Origin of the sequence: Achromobacter animicus (genome assembly GCF_040775605.1) — a bacterium.
Lineage (GTDB): Bacteria > Pseudomonadota > Gammaproteobacteria > Burkholderiales > Burkholderiaceae_B > Achromobacter > Achromobacter animicus.
In genome coordinates, this window is sequence record NZ_JAYGJK010000001.1 from 3456818 (window position 1) to 3470160 (window position 13343).

Sequence of the window (13343 nt, forward strand, 5' to 3'; positions counted from 1 at the left end):
CGGACGCACGGCCATGATCGAATCCCGTTCCGCCACCCTCTCCCGCGCCTTCGCCGCGCCGTTCCCGGTGCGCACCGCAGAGGACGTCCAGCGGCTGCAGGCGCGGCCGCTGGAAGAAACGCTGACGGTGCAGAGCACCTACGAAATTTTCTGCAATTCCGCGGCCGCGTTCGGTGAACGGCGCGCGCTGACCTTCCTGCGCAGCGCGGATCCCGCCGACGACGCCATCAGCTGGACCTATCAGGACCTGCTGGCCGGCATCCACCAGACCGCCAACCTGCTGCACAGCCTGGGCATCCGGGAAGGCGACGCCGTGGGCGTGCTGCTGCCCGGCTGCCTGGAATACCACCTTGCCCTCTGGGGCGGCGAGGCGGCCGGCATCGTTCAACCGCTCAATCCGCTGCTCACCGAAGACAAGCTGGCATCGCTGATGAAGACGGCCGGCGCCAAGGCGCTGATCGCCTATGGATCCGACGTGGAGTGCGGCTCGTGGTCCAAGGCGCTGCGTCTGATGGAGCGCGTGCCGACCCTGAAGTCGCTGTTGCGCGTGGCGCCGTGGCATGAAGCCGAAGCGGACCGCCCCACGCTGCCAGACTTCGCGCTGGATTTCAATGCCGCGCGCGCGGCCCAGCCTTCCGACCGGCTGGTCAGCGAACGCGTCATCCGCGCCAGCGACGTGGCCGCCTATTTCCACACGGGCGGCACCACGGGCGCGCCCAAGCTGGCGATCCACACGCACGCCAATCAGGTGTTTTCCGCCTGGGCGGCCGTGCAACTGCAAAACGCAGGTCCCGGCGATGTGGTCATCAATGGCTATCCGCTGTTTCATGTGGCGGGCGTGCTGCCGGCATCGCTGGCGGCGTTGTCGTCCGGCGTCGAAACCGTCATTCCCACCACCCTGCTGCTGCGCAACCGCGACGTGCTGCGCAATTACTGGCGCCTTGTCGAAAAGCACCGCGCGACCTCCCTGCAGGGCGTGCCGACCATCCTGGCCGCGTTGGCGGAGGTGCCGCTGGCCGGCGCCGACATTTCATCGCTCCGTTACTGCCGCACCGGCGCCGCACCCCTGCCCGCCGAGCTGGCCGCGCGCTTCAAGCGCCTCTTCGGCCTGCACGTCAGCGAAAGCCTGGGCATGACCGAAATGGCGGGCATCACCTCGATCTCGCCCCCCGGCTGCGAATTCCCCGTCAACTGCGTGGGGTTCCCGCTGCCGTATGTGCAAATCCGCATCGTCAGCCTGGACATGCCCGCGGGCCAGCCCGCGCGCGATCTGCCGCCCGGCACGCCGGGCATGGTGCTGATCAAGGCGCCGAACGTCATCCCCGGTTTTCTGGACCCCGACGACACCGCACGCGCCTTCACCGAAGACGGCTGGCTCATCAGCGGCGACGTCGGCCTGATGGATGCCGAAGGCCGCCTGCATCTGCAGGGCCGCGCCAAGGATCTGATCATCCGCGGCGGCCACAACATCGACCCCAAGACCATCGAGGACGCGCTTGCCAGACACCCGGCGGTACAGCTTTGCGCGGCAGTCGGCGCCCCCGATGCCTACGCGGGCGAATTGCCCATCGCCTTCGTCACGCTGGCCGAAGGCAGCGAGGTGACCGAGGCGGAATTGGTGGCTTACGCCGCTGAGCACGTGGACGAAGGCCCCGCACGGCCCAAGCGGGTCGTCGTGCTGGAGACCATGCCGATGACCAACGTGGGCAAGATCTACAAACCCGATTTGCGCCGCTTGGCGACCGCCGTGTCGGTCGAGGCCGTGGTGGCGCGCACCCTGCAAGCGGCTGGCCGCGCGCAAGACGATCCCGTCTTCCGCGTGCTGGCCGATGCGCAACCGGATGTCGCCGTAGAAGCCGGCGCCGGTGCGCCCGCGCCGCTGAAAGCCCAGCTGCGCGAAGCGCTGTCCCGGCTGCCCGTCAAGGTCGACTTGCGCGACTGACCGGCCGCCCATAACAACCATCAGGCAAACCACCAGGAGACAAACAATATGAACCGACTTCCCCTGCGACGCGCTGTCCTTACCGCCCTGACGCTCACGCTGGCAAGCGCCGCGTTGCCCTTTTCGGCCAGCGCCCAGACGGACTTTCCCACCAAGCCCATTACCCTGATCGTGCCTTTCCCGGCCGGCGGTTCCACCGACCGCCACCTGCGGATCGTGGCGCAGGACGCCTCGAAACACCTGGGCCAGCCCGTCATCGTGGAAAACCGGCCAGGCGCCGGCGGCACGCTGGGCACCGCGACCATGGCCAAGACCGCCAAGCCGGACGGCTACACCATCGCGCTGTACACGCTGGCGATGCTGCGCATGCCCTACATGCAGAAAAGCAGCTGGGATCCGATCAACGATTTCACCTTCATCCTGGGCCTGTCGGGCTACACCTTCGGCTTCACGGTGCGCTCCGATTCGCCGTACAAGACCTTCAACGAATACATCGAAGCGGCGCGCAAGGCGCCCGGCAAGATCGATTACGGCTCCACCGGCATCGGCTCGTCGCCGCATTTGATCATCGAAGAGATCGCCATCAACGCCAACGTCAAGCTCAACCACGTGCCGTTCAAGGGCAACGCCGACATGCAGCAGGCGCTGCTGGGCGGCCATGTCATGGCGCAGAGCGACGCCACCGGCTGGGACCAGTTCGTCGATTCCGGCAAGATGCGCCTGCTGGTCACCTTTGGCGAAAAGCGCACCACGCGCTGGCCTGACGTGCCGACCGCGCAAGAGCTGGGCTACAAGGTTGTGTCCACGTCGCCGTATGGTCTGGCCGGTCCGAAGGGCATGGACCCGGCGGTCGTGAAGATCCTGCATGACGCGTTCAAGAAGGCGCTGTTCGACCAGGCCAGCATGGACGTCATGAAGCAGCTCAATCAGGAACCGGCCTACCGCAGCAGCGAGGACTACAAGGCCTGGGCGCAGGCCACCTTCGTCAAGGAAAAGGCATTGATCGAAAACCTGGGGCTGATGGCCAAGTAGCGGGCAAGCTGGCGGGACGAGCAAGTGGGACGGACGCCGGGAGGACAGGGGCAGGCCGGCAGGCGCTGGTGCCCCGGTCCCCGCGCAGCGCGCAGCCCCGCACCCTTAGCGTGCAGACAGATTTTGTATGCAAGAAATGTCTGCCGCCCCGGCCGCCTTTTGTTAGACTGGCTGCCCGACGATTTCCCGCTACCGGCAGCCCTGCCGCGCCTCATGAATCAGGACGTCCAGCCAGACCCCAGCGCCGACGACATCGCCCAGGAAGTGTCCGCCGCCATCGTGGCGCACAAGCTTCCGCCCGGCACCCGGCTGCGCGAGGAGGCCCTGGCCCGGGTCTACAAGGTCAGCCGCACCAAGATCCGCGCCGCGCTCCTGATGCTGTCCAAGGACAAGCTCATCAACATCGTTCCGGACAAGGGCGCCTTCGTCAGCAAGCCCGACGCGAACGAGGCGCGCGAGGTCTACGCCGTGCGCCGCATCCTGGAAGCGGCATTGGCCCGGGAATTCGTGGCCTGCGCCAAGACCGCCGACTTCCGCCGCATCGATGCGCATCTGGCCGAGGAACGCCGGGCCCTGGAAAGCGGCGACGTGCAGGCGAGAAACCGGTTGCTCAGCCAGTTCCACATCCTGCTTGCCGAAACCGTGGGCAACTCGGTGCTGACCGGCATGCTGCGCGAATTGTCGGCGCGCAGCGCGGTGATCACCGTGCTGTATCAAAGCTCTCACGACGCCAATTGCTCGTCGCGCGAGCATCACGCCTTCATCGAGGCGGCGCGCGCCGGCGACGCCGATCGCGCCTGCGCGCTGATGGACGAACATCTGGAGCACGTGCTGGCCGCGCTGGATTTCAGCGGTGACCGGCAGGCGGGCAGCGATCTGGTCGCCGCACTGCTGAGCTGAGACGCGGCTGAGCTGACGCGCTGCGGACCTGAGACGCGGCTGGCCTGACGCGCTTTCCGCTCCGCAGCGCTATCCCGCCCGCAGCAATTGCTCCATGCGCTGCTGAAGCCAGCGCTCCGTCTCGTTCAACACGGCCCCTTGCAGCCATAACGTCCGCACGGACAGCATCGGCAACGCCAGTTCCGCGCACGGCACCGGCGTCAGCGTGGTGCTGAAACTCTCGTATTCCGCGATATTCAGCGGCAGGATCGCAAAGCCCAGGCCGTCGGCCACCATGCCCGCGATGCTGTAGAAGCTGTCGGTGCGCCACACCGTGGGACTGAGCACCATGTCCTCCACGCCTTCCATCTGCATGACAAGCTGGCGGTGCCGCGCCAGGTCTTCGCGCGACACCTGCGGCAGCGCAGCCAGCGGATGGCCAGACGCCACGAAGATCCCTTGCGCCACGTTGCCCAGCGAACGGTGCGCAAAGTCGCTGCCGGGGTCGCCCCGGTCGAAGTGGAACGCGATGCTGGCCCGGCCCTGCCGCACGTAATCGGCGACCTCGGTAGCGGTGCCGTTCAACTGCGTCAGCTCAAGCGCCGGGAATCGCTCGGCCAGTTCCAGCGCCAGCGCGCCTAGCACCAGATACGGCAAGGCCTCGTCCAGCGCAATCGACAGTCGCGCCTCCTGGCCACCGGCAAACGCCAGCGCGCGCTGCGACAGCCCGCCCGCCTGCCGCAGCAGTTCTTTCGCTTCCCGCAGCATCACCTCGCCGGCCGGCGTCAGCACCGCATTGCGGCGCGACCGGTCAAAGAGTTCCACGCCCAGATCCGCCTCCAGCAGGCCCACCGCCGTACTGACCGCGGACTGGGCGCGGCCGATGCGGCGCGCCGCCGCCGAGAACGATCCGGCCTCAGCCGCCGCCACGAATTGCCGTAATTGGTCCAAGGTCCATTGCATGGTGACCTCCTTTCAATCCATCGATTTTATAGATGCAATCCAACTTTTTATGGCGGATATGTAGATGGATAATGCCAACCCGTGATCCCGAGCGCGCACGCCGCCCCCGGAATCACGGTCTTCAAAAGGAGTAGAACCATGCAGCGGACTCATTCGAACGCTGTTGCCGCGGCCACCCCCGGCCGCTGGCTGGTGCTGGCCATCGTGTCCAGCGCCTTGCTGCTGATCGTCGTCGACATGACGGTCCTGTACACCGCCCTGCCGCGGCTCACCCACGAACTGGGCGTCACCGCATCCGCCAAGCTGTGGATCGTGAACGTATACGCGTTGGTCGTGTCCGGCCTGTTGCTGGGCATGGGCACGCTGGGCGACCGGCTGGGCCACAAGCGCCTTTTCATGATGGGGCTGGCCGTATTCGGCGCGGCGTCGCTCGCCGCCGCCTATTCGCCCGGCGCGGTCGTCCTGATCGCGGCCCGCGCGCTGCTGGGTGTGGGCGCGGCGATGATGATGCCCGCCACGCTGTCCATCCTGCGCCTGGCGTTTGCCGACGAGCGCGAGCGCGCCGTGGCGATTGGCGTCTGGGCGTCGGTCGCCTCGGGCGGCGCCGCGCTCGGACCCGTCGTGGGCGGCCTGCTGCTGGAGCATTTCTGGTGGGGCTCGGTGTTTCTCATCAACGTCCCCATCGTGCTGCTGGCGCTGCCGCTGGCCTGGCGGTTCATCCCGGCAAGCCAGCCCGACGCATCGCGGCCGTGGGATCTGGTCGGCTCCTTGCAGGTGATGGCGGGCATGATCCTGTGTGCCTATGCGCTCAAGGAACTGGGCCGCGCGTCGCCGTCGTGGCTGCACGCCTTCGTGGCCTGCGCGGCGGGCGCCTCCATGCTGGCCGTTTTCGTGCGCCGTCAGCGGCGGCGGCCGTATCCGCTGATCGACTTCGCCCTCTTCCGCAACGCGTCCTTCAGTTCGGCCGTCGCCGCCGCGCTGTTTGCGGCCGCGGCGCTGCTGGGCATGGAGCTGGTGTTCAGCCAACGCCTGCAACTGGTGCTGGGCATGTCGCCGATCCAGTCCGCGCTGTTCATCCTGCCGCTGCCGCTGGCCGCCTTCGTCGCCGGGCCGCTCGCGGGTCTTCTGCTCGGGCGCGTGGGCAGCCGGCGCATGCTGTTCCTGTCGCTGCTGGTGTCAGGCGCGGGTATGGGCGGGTACCTCCTGACCTATGATGCGGCGGTCATCCCGCAGATGATCAGCCTGTGCGTGCTGGGACTGGGCATCGGCGCCACCATGACCGCCGCCTCCAGCACCATCATGCAAAGCGCCACGCCCGAGCGCGCCGGCCTGGCGGCGTCGATCGAGGAAGTCTCGTATGAGCTGGGCGGCGCGCTGGGCGTGACGCTGATGGGTTCGATCCTGTCGGGCGTGTATGCGCAGTCGCTGTCGGTGCCGGCGGGGGTGGCAGCGACCGGCGCGGCGCGCGACAGCCTGGACGAGGCGCTTGTCGTCGCCGAAACCCTGCCCGCCGAGTTGGCCGCCACGCTGACCGAGATGGCACGTGGCGCCTTCGAGACAGGCTACGCGGCGGTGATCGCCACCGCCACGATCATGCTGCTGGGCACCGCCGCCTTCGTGCTGCTGAACCGCGCCCGCCGGGCGGTTCAGCCGGGCTGAAATCCCGGGACGCGCCGGAAGCGGTCTGTCTACGTGCGGGCGCTCTGCCTGTACCGATCAGCCGTTGCGGAATGCGTGGTCCATGTCCGCGATCAGGTCTTCCTCGTGCTCCAGGCCGATCGACACCCGGATCAGGCCTTCGGACACGCCCGCGGCATCACGCTCCGCCGCGGGCACGCCGGAATGCGTGGTCGACGCCGGATGGCACACCAGCGTCTCCGTGCCGCCCAGGCTGACCGCCGAACGGAACAGATGCAGCGCATTGATGAAGCGGAAGGCGCGCTCGCGGCCGCCGTCCAGCACGAAGGCGAACGTCGAACCCGGCCCGGTGCATTGCCGCTTGTACACCTCCTGGTAGGCGCGATCGGCGATCAGTTCCGGATGGAATACCTGCACCTTTTCGTGCGGATTGCCCGCCAGCCATTCCGCCACGCGGGTTGCCGTGCGTGCCGCCTGCTTCATGCGCAGGACCACCGTTTCCATCGACCGCGTGATCATCCAGCAAGAATGCGGATCCAGTTGCGACCCGAAGGCGCTGCGGATCGCGCGCACCTTCTTGATGAGCTCCTTGCTGCCGGTGACCGCCCCCGCCACCAGATCGCTATGGCCGCCAACATACTTGGTCAGCGAATACACCGACAGATCCACCCCGTGCTCCGCCGGCTTCTGGAAGATCGGCCCGAGCAGCGTGTTGTCGCACACCGAGATCGGCCGGTAGCCGTGGCGCGTTTCAAACGCGTCCAGCTCGTTTTTCATGGCCTCGAAATCGAACAGCGCGTTGGTGGGATTGGCGGGCGTTTCGACATAGAAAAGCTTTACCGGCCCCTTGGCTGCGGCCTCTTCCAGCGCGGTGCGCATGTTGCGCGGCGACAGCCCGTCCGCCACGGGATGCGAACCCACGCCCCACTCCGGAAAGATCTTTCCGATCAGCGTCTCGGTGCCGCCATAGAGCGGCACGGACTGCACCAGCTGGTCGCCCGGCCGCAGAAACGCCATCAGCACTGCGCTGATCGCAGACATGCCACTGGAAGTGACGGCGGCATCCTGCGAACCGTCCAGCAGCGAGAGCCGGTCTTCCACGATTTCCAGGTTCGGATGGTTGAACCGGCTGTACACCAGCCCCGCCGTCTCGCCCTGCGGCAAGGGCTTGCGGCCCGACACCAAGTCAAAGAACGCCGCGCCGTCCTCGGCGGTGCGGAACGCGAAGGTGGACGTCAGAAACACCGGCGGCTTGACCGCCCCCTCGGACAGATAGGGATCGTAGCCATAGGACATCATCTGCGTCTCGGCATGCAAGGGGCGGCCGAAGATGTCCTTCTTGTGATAGCTCGAGTAAGTCATGGTGTGCCTCATTCTGGTGTTCCAGCCGACCGGGCGGGCGCGTCACGCATCTTCCAGACAATAACGCCGAGGCGCGAGGGAGATATTGCAGGTTGTGACGTGCGCGCCGGCAGCAGCCGAAGCATTTCCGAGAGGCGGCGCCCGGCCTCAGTCCACCGTTGCCCCAGATAGCTTCACCAGCTTGGCCCACTTGTCGATTTCCTGGTCCAGGAAGGCCTTGAACTCCGCAGGCGACTGGCTCGTGGGCGCGGAACCCTGATCCAGCAGCACCTTGCGGAACGCCGGGTCTTGCGTCACCGACTTCAGGGCCCGGGCGAGCCCATCGACGACGGCGGGCGGGGTGCCGGCCGGCACGAACACACCGTTCCACAGCGAGACGTCGAATCCAGGCAGCGCTTCACCCACCGCCGGCACATCGGGCAGGCGCGGCGAGCGCTCCGGGGTGGTCACGCCCAATGCGCGCAGCTTGCCGCTTTCCAGGTACGACAGCACTTCCACCAACGGTGAAAACACCGCCTGCACCTGGCCGCCCATCAGGTCCACGTTCGCCGGCGCCCCGCCCTTGTACGCCACATGGACCATGTCGCCCTTGGCCATCGCGTTGAACAGCGCGCCGGACAGATGCGAGGCCGACCCGTTGCCCGCGGAACCGTAGTTCACCGGCGCGTCCTTCTTCTGAACCAGCGTGATGAACTCCGTGAGCGACTTGGCCGGCACGTTGTTGTTCACGGTCAGCACGTTTGGAATGGACGCGATCTGCGACACGGGAATCAGGTCACGGCGCAGGTCAAAGCCCATGTTCTTGTACAGCGTCACGTTGGTGGCGATCGTGCTGGTGGCCAGCAGCAGCGTGTAGCCGTCGGGCGTGGCGCGCGCCGCCACGCTCGATCCCAGGTTGCTGCCCGCCCCCGCGCGGTTCTCCACGACCACCTGTTGCTTGAGTTGCCGGGACAGATGTTCGGCGAGCAGCCGCGCGGTCGCATCCGTGCTGCCGCCGGCCGCAAAAGGAACGATCATCGTGATGGCCTTGCGGGTCGGCCAGTCGGCGCCCGCGTCGGGCTGAGCCGCGTGCGCTGCCGGGGCGCCCGCGCCAAGACAGGCGCCCAAGGCAAGGGCGATGATTGCGCGTGAAGTCATGGTTGTCTCCTTGATTGGAATAAGCACGGCCGATCCGGGCGTCGCGTCGTCTGCGCAACTACCCGAAGGCCGGTGAAGGGTGCGGCTGACGCCGCGAGCGGACTGCTATTGCGGTGTGACCACGACGGTGCCCGCTTCGGCATCCACGTCCAGCCAATCGCCCGTGGCGATGGCCTTGGTCGGGTCTTCGTCCAGCCCGGCCACGACAGGAATGGCGCCGATGATCGCCCCGATCGTCGTGATCGGTTCCGGCGTCACCTGCACGAACGCCAGTGGCGCCGTTCCGCGCGAGACCATGTCGTAGATCTTGTAGGAGCCGCCGGTCGATCCCTTGCCGGTTAGAAACACAAGCACCTTGCCGGCGATGTTCACGCCTTCCAGTTCGTGCCCGGGTTCCGTGACGATGCCCGTCATGTTGTCGACGCCGCCGTTGAAGCTGATCGCCTCTGCCGTCACGACGGCCTGTCCGCTGGTCTTGCCCTTGACAATCTTGCGCCCGGTGAGGATGCGTTTGGCTTGGATCATGGCTTACCTCCAGACGCCGCTGACTGCGGCCTGCATGACGCGATCGAGATTGCCGTAATGGGTGGGCAGTCCGAACTGACCGGGGGCATAGAACGCCATCTTGGCGGAGTTGGTGGTCAACGTCCGATAGCCCTTCGCCGGCGCGATCACGCGGCTGCGCGCCAGGAATGGGCACGTTTCCCGCACGACCGTCCCGCCCGCGTCCTTGATCGTCTGGATGTACCCCATGCGCTCGGCCATGGCATACATGGCGCCGGCCGTGGTGACCCACAACGCGACCTCCGGGTGCACGCTTTTGCCTTCCAGCGCCTCGGCCACCTCGCGGATCTCCTGCACCGAGGCATTCGGACAGCCCACCAGAATCCAGTCCACGTGATCCGAGGGCTCCTTGTTCAGCGCCGCCTCGGCCTTCTTCTTTTCGGCGTCGTCAAACACCAGCACTTTTTCAGGCGCGTTGCCGCCGAAGGCCGCCTCAAGCGTGGGCGCTTCGGGCGTGACGCCGACCGCATGGAACATGCTCACCGCACCGGAAGCCGCCAACGCGGCGCTCAGCGCCTTCAACTGCTCCAGCGTAGGATCGGAAGGAATGCCCGTGAAGACCGGCGTGTCCTGCCCGGCGATGCGGCCGGCAAAGTAGCCCAACGTGCCGTAATCGGTCATGTCGTCGAGCGTGGTCTCGACCTTGACCAGCAGTTTTCCGTAGCGGTTCTCCGTCAGGTGAAATCCGTACTCCGGCGTGCGTCCGGTCAGCGCCGTTGCCAGGCCGCTGGGGCCCCCCTCACGATTTGTGCGCGCGCCGCACACCGAATTGGCGTACACCACGGCCGACGACTCGCCCCAGGCCATGTGCTCGCCGAAGCGCGGGCTGTTGCCGACCAGATAGGGAATACAGGTGTTGCAGGTGTTGGCGCCCATGCCGGCGTAGGCGTCCGTCAGGCGCGTCTGCAGCGCGCTGTCCGATTCGGGGATGCCGATCTCGCGCCACTGCACCGGGTCGACCGCCGTCGGGTTCGTCGTCACCCGGGTGACGAACGTGCCGCCCTGCCGCTTGATGTCTTCGACAAAACGCGTGCCGGCTTCCTCCGCGACGAGGACGGACGAACCCGCCATATGAACGTTGCTGACCTGCAGCAGGCGCTTGGCGCCAAAGCTCTCGCCTAACGCCACCAGGATTTCCATGGCCTTCTGCACGGCTGGTCCCTTGCCGCCCGTCAGCATCGCCGACTCTTCTTCCGTAAGAAACATATGTACGCCTCCAATGCGTTCGAATCCTCAGGCACAAATTCTGAGCGCGGCGTTAAATCAATAAAAGCGATAAATTGGAATCCGATCGGATTCCTGAATTCGATCTATTCTGGCCACGAAGGAGGCGCCGTTGATCACGTTCAAGCAACTCGAAGCCGTGTATTGGGTCGTCCAGCTTGGCGGCTTTGCACCAGCGGCCAACCGGCTGCACACGACGCAATCGGCCGTGTCCAAGCGCGTGCAGGAACTGGAAGCGCTCTTCGACACGCCGCTCTTTGACCGCACGTTGCGGACGGCCCGGCTGACGGAGAAAGGCGAAGAGATGTTCCTGCTGGCGAAACGGCTGCTGGAACAGCGCGATGCGGCGATCGAGCAGTTCCAGCGCCCGGACGTCATGGAGCGCCACGTTCGCATCGGCATCACGGAACTGACGGCCATGACCTGGTTGCCAAGACTGGTAAGCGCAATCCAGGCGCGCTATCCCCGGGTCATCATCGAGCCGCACGTCGATACCAGCGCCATCCTGCGCGACAAGCTCCTCGCCGACGAAGTGGACCTGATGATCGTGCCGGACGTCTTCGACGACCAGCGTTTCGTGTCGCGCCGGGTCGGGCAGGTCGTCAACTCATGGATGTGCAAGCCGGGGCTGGCGCCGCGGCGGCGCCTCAAGGTGCAGGACCTCGTCAAGCACCGGCTGCTGACGCAGGACGAGCGTTCCGGCACGGGCCAGCTCTACAACCGGTGGTTTCGTTCGGTGGGCGTGCAGCCCGAGCAGACCGTGCTGAGCAACAGCCTGGTGGCGTTGATCGGCCTGGCGATCTCAGGCATGGGCATCAGCTATCTGCCCAAGACCTTTCTGGCGCCCATGGTGGAGTCGGGCGCGCTGGAAATCTTGACGGTGACGCCCGCCCTGCCACCTGCCGCCTACGCGGCGGTCTTTCGCGGCGACCGTCCCAGCAACCTGATTTCAGCCATCGCGGCGCTGGCGCAGGAACAATGCGATTTCGGCAAGATCTTCCAGTCGGATGCACAGTCGACGCGCGGCGGCGGCGCGTAGCGCGGCGGCGGGCATCGAAGAAGCAGGCAGGCGAGCCACGGTCCGTGGCCGCCAATGCCAGTTCAACGCAGCACAAACGGGTTGCTGGCGGTCGCCCCGCTATTGAGCCAGACGCTCTTGACCTGCAGGAACTCCTTGACGGCGTCCATGCCGTTCTCGCGCCCCAGCCCCGAATCCTTGTAGCCGCCAAAGGGCGCCATGAAGCTGACCGCACGGTAGGTGTTCACCCATACCGTGCCGGCCTTCAAGCGCTCCGACATCCGAATGGCTCGGGCGATGTCCTGGGTCCACACCGCGGCGGCCAGTCCGAAGCGGACATCATTGGCGATCCGCAGCGCCTCGGCTTCGTCCTTGAAGCGGATGATGGACAGCACCGGCCCGAACACCTCTTCCTGGGCGATGCGCATGTCGTTGCGCACGTCGCCGAAGATGGTCGGTTCCACGAACCACCCCTTGCCGCATTCCGGCCGTTGCGCGGCCTTGCCGCCCAACAGCAGGGTTGCGCCCTCGTCCCGCGCGATGCGGATGTAATCCAGCACCTTCTGGTATTGGGGCGGCGTCGTGACGGGCCCGACCTGCGTGGCCGGATCCATTGGATCCCCCATGCGCGCGGCACCCGCCAGCGACAGCAGCTTTTCGACAAAGCGATCGTAGATGCTGTCCTGGAGCAACAGGCGCGAGCCCGCAATGCAGGTTTGCCCGCTTGCCGCGAAGATGCCCGAGATCGCGCCGAACACGGCCTGTTCCAGGTCCGCGTCCTCGAAGACGATGTTGGGTGACTTGCCGCCCAGTTCCAGCGAGGTGTGCTTTAGCAGACGCGCGGCCTGCTCGTTGATCAGGCGGCCGGTCTGGTCCGACCCGGTGAAGGTGACCTTTTGCACGAGCGGGTGCTGGACGAGCGCGGCCCCCACCTCCTGGCCATAGCCTGTCACCACGTTCATCACGCCCGGCGGAAACCCTGCCTCGTCGAACAGTTCCGCGAATTCCAGCGTGGAGGCGGACGTGAACTCCGACGGTTTCACGACCACCGTGCAGCCGGCTGCCAACGCCGGCGCAATCTTCCAGCCCAGCAGCAGCAAGGGCGAATTCCACGGCGTGATCGCCGCCACCACGCCCAGCGGTTCGTGACGCGTGTAGGTGAAATAGCCCTTCTTGTCCAAGGGCAGCGTCGACCCGTGGATCTTGTCCGCCAGGCCGCCGTAGTAGCGGAACCATTGCGGCAGGTACGTCAGCTGTCCCAGCATCTCGGCGTACAGCTTGCCGTTGTCCCGGACCTCCGTTGCCGCGAGTTTGCGTGCATCGCGTTCGATGAGATCAGCCAGTCGATACAGCAACCGGCCGCGTTCGGTGGCGGTCAGCTCTGCCCACGGTCCTTCCGAAAAAGCGAAATGGGCGGCCTGCACCGCCACATCGACGTCTTGCGCGGCCCCGCGCGCGACCCGCGCCCAGGCCTCGCCGGTATAGGGGTTCTGCGTCTCGAACCATTCGCCCGAGATCGCTGCGGCCGGCGCCCCCGCAATCCGCATTGAGTAAGTCTTCATCACAGCCTCCTGGCCTGAATGC

The 13343-nt window shown here is 66.3% G+C and carries 11 protein-coding genes; 5 read left to right on the forward strand and 6 right to left on the reverse strand.

The window, feature by feature from the left end:
• Positions 1 to 13: 13 nt before the first annotated feature.
• The 3 genes from AB3147_RS15665 to AB3147_RS15675 all read left to right on the forward strand — a co-directional run bounded on the left by AB3147_RS15665 (position 14) and on the right by AB3147_RS15675 (position 3874).
• Positions 14 to 1942, forward strand: coding sequence for an acyl-CoA synthetase (locus tag AB3147_RS15665; protein ID WP_367352360.1), 1929 nt, complete (start codon positions 14 to 16; stop codon positions 1940 to 1942).
• Positions 1943 to 1990: 48 nt separating this feature from the next.
• Positions 1991 to 2974 (forward strand): tripartite tricarboxylate transporter substrate binding protein, encoded by a 984-nt coding sequence (locus tag AB3147_RS15670; protein WP_279971176.1) that lies wholly within the window; start codon positions 1991 to 1993, stop codon positions 2972 to 2974.
• Between the two features lie 213 nt (positions 2975 to 3187).
• Positions 3188 to 3874: a GntR family transcriptional regulator gene (locus tag AB3147_RS15675; RefSeq protein WP_218344152.1), complete on the forward strand. Its 687-nt coding sequence runs from the start codon at positions 3188 to 3190 to the stop codon at positions 3872 to 3874.
• 69 nt (positions 3875 to 3943) lie between these two features.
• Here the strand turns inward: AB3147_RS15675 and AB3147_RS15680 are convergent, their stop codons facing one another.
• On the reverse strand, positions 3944 to 4816 hold the full coding sequence (locus tag AB3147_RS15680) for a LysR family transcriptional regulator (protein WP_218344153.1): 873 nt from the start codon (positions 4814 to 4816) through the stop codon (positions 3944 to 3946).
• 138 nt (positions 4817 to 4954) lie between these two features.
• Between AB3147_RS15680 and AB3147_RS15685 the strand changes: the two genes are divergently transcribed.
• Positions 4955 to 6475: an MFS transporter gene (locus tag AB3147_RS15685; protein WP_367352361.1), complete on the forward strand. Its 1521-nt coding sequence runs from the start codon at positions 4955 to 4957 to the stop codon at positions 6473 to 6475.
• Between the two features lie 57 nt (positions 6476 to 6532).
• Here the strand turns inward: AB3147_RS15685 and AB3147_RS15690 are convergent, their stop codons facing one another.
• The 4 genes from AB3147_RS15690 to AB3147_RS15705 all read right to left on the reverse strand — a co-directional run bounded on the left by AB3147_RS15690 (position 6533) and on the right by AB3147_RS15705 (position 10723).
• Complete coding sequence (locus AB3147_RS15690; protein ID WP_175121220.1) at positions 6533 to 7816, reverse strand: cystathionine gamma-synthase family protein; 1284 nt, start codon at positions 7814 to 7816, stop codon at positions 6533 to 6535.
• 147 nt (positions 7817 to 7963) lie between these two features.
• Positions 7964 to 8953: a Bug family tripartite tricarboxylate transporter substrate binding protein gene (locus AB3147_RS15695; protein WP_367352362.1), complete on the reverse strand. Its 990-nt coding sequence runs from the start codon at positions 8951 to 8953 to the stop codon at positions 7964 to 7966.
• 105 nt (positions 8954 to 9058) lie between these two features.
• Positions 9059 to 9478, reverse strand: coding sequence for an aconitase X swivel domain-containing protein (locus tag AB3147_RS15700; protein WP_367352363.1), 420 nt, complete (start codon positions 9476 to 9478; stop codon positions 9059 to 9061).
• Between the two features lie 3 nt (positions 9479 to 9481).
• Positions 9482 to 10723: an aconitase X gene (locus AB3147_RS15705; protein ID WP_218344157.1), complete on the reverse strand. Its 1242-nt coding sequence runs from the start codon at positions 10721 to 10723 to the stop codon at positions 9482 to 9484.
• 130 nt (positions 10724 to 10853) lie between these two features.
• Between AB3147_RS15705 and AB3147_RS15710 the strand changes: the two genes are divergently transcribed.
• The gene (locus AB3147_RS15710; protein WP_367352364.1) at positions 10854 to 11780 is read left to right on the forward strand and encodes a LysR family transcriptional regulator; all 927 of its coding nucleotides are present in this window, start codon (positions 10854 to 10856) and stop codon (positions 11778 to 11780) included.
• Positions 11781 to 11842: 62 nt separating this feature from the next.
• Here AB3147_RS15710 and AB3147_RS15715 read toward each other — a convergent pair whose 3' ends face one another.
• Complete coding sequence (locus tag AB3147_RS15715) at positions 11843 to 13321, reverse strand: aldehyde dehydrogenase (protein WP_367352365.1); 1479 nt, start codon at positions 13319 to 13321, stop codon at positions 11843 to 11845.
• Between the last annotated feature and the right edge of the window lie 22 nt (positions 13322 to 13343).

Coding starts and splice junctions, on each gene's coding strand:
- AB3147_RS15675 (WP_218344152.1), top strand. CDS start 3,188: ATGAATCAGGACGTCCAGCCAGACCCCAGCGCCGACGACATCGCCCAG.
- AB3147_RS15665 (WP_367352360.1), top strand. CDS start 14: ATGATCGAATCCCGTTCCGCCACCCTCTCCCGCGCCTTCGCCGCGCCG.
- AB3147_RS15705 (WP_218344157.1), bottom strand. CDS start 10,723: ATGTTTCTTACGGAAGAAGAGTCGGCGATGCTGACGGGCGGCAAGGGA.
- AB3147_RS15680 (WP_218344153.1), bottom strand. CDS start 4,816: ATGCAATGGACCTTGGACCAATTACGGCAATTCGTGGCGGCGGCTGAG.
- AB3147_RS15690 (WP_175121220.1), bottom strand. CDS start 7,816: ATGACTTACTCGAGCTATCACAAGAAGGACATCTTCGGCCGCCCCTTG.
- AB3147_RS15695 (WP_367352362.1), bottom strand. CDS start 8,953: ATGACTTCACGCGCAATCATCGCCCTTGCCTTGGGCGCCTGTCTTGGC.
- AB3147_RS15700 (WP_367352363.1), bottom strand. CDS start 9,478: ATGATCCAAGCCAAACGCATCCTCACCGGGCGCAAGATTGTCAAGGGC.
- AB3147_RS15685 (WP_367352361.1), top strand. CDS start 4,955: ATGCAGCGGACTCATTCGAACGCTGTTGCCGCGGCCACCCCCGGCCGC.
- AB3147_RS15670 (WP_279971176.1), top strand. CDS start 1,991: ATGAACCGACTTCCCCTGCGACGCGCTGTCCTTACCGCCCTGACGCTC.
- AB3147_RS15715 (WP_367352365.1), bottom strand. CDS start 13,321: ATGAAGACTTACTCAATGCGGATTGCGGGGGCGCCGGCCGCAGCGATC.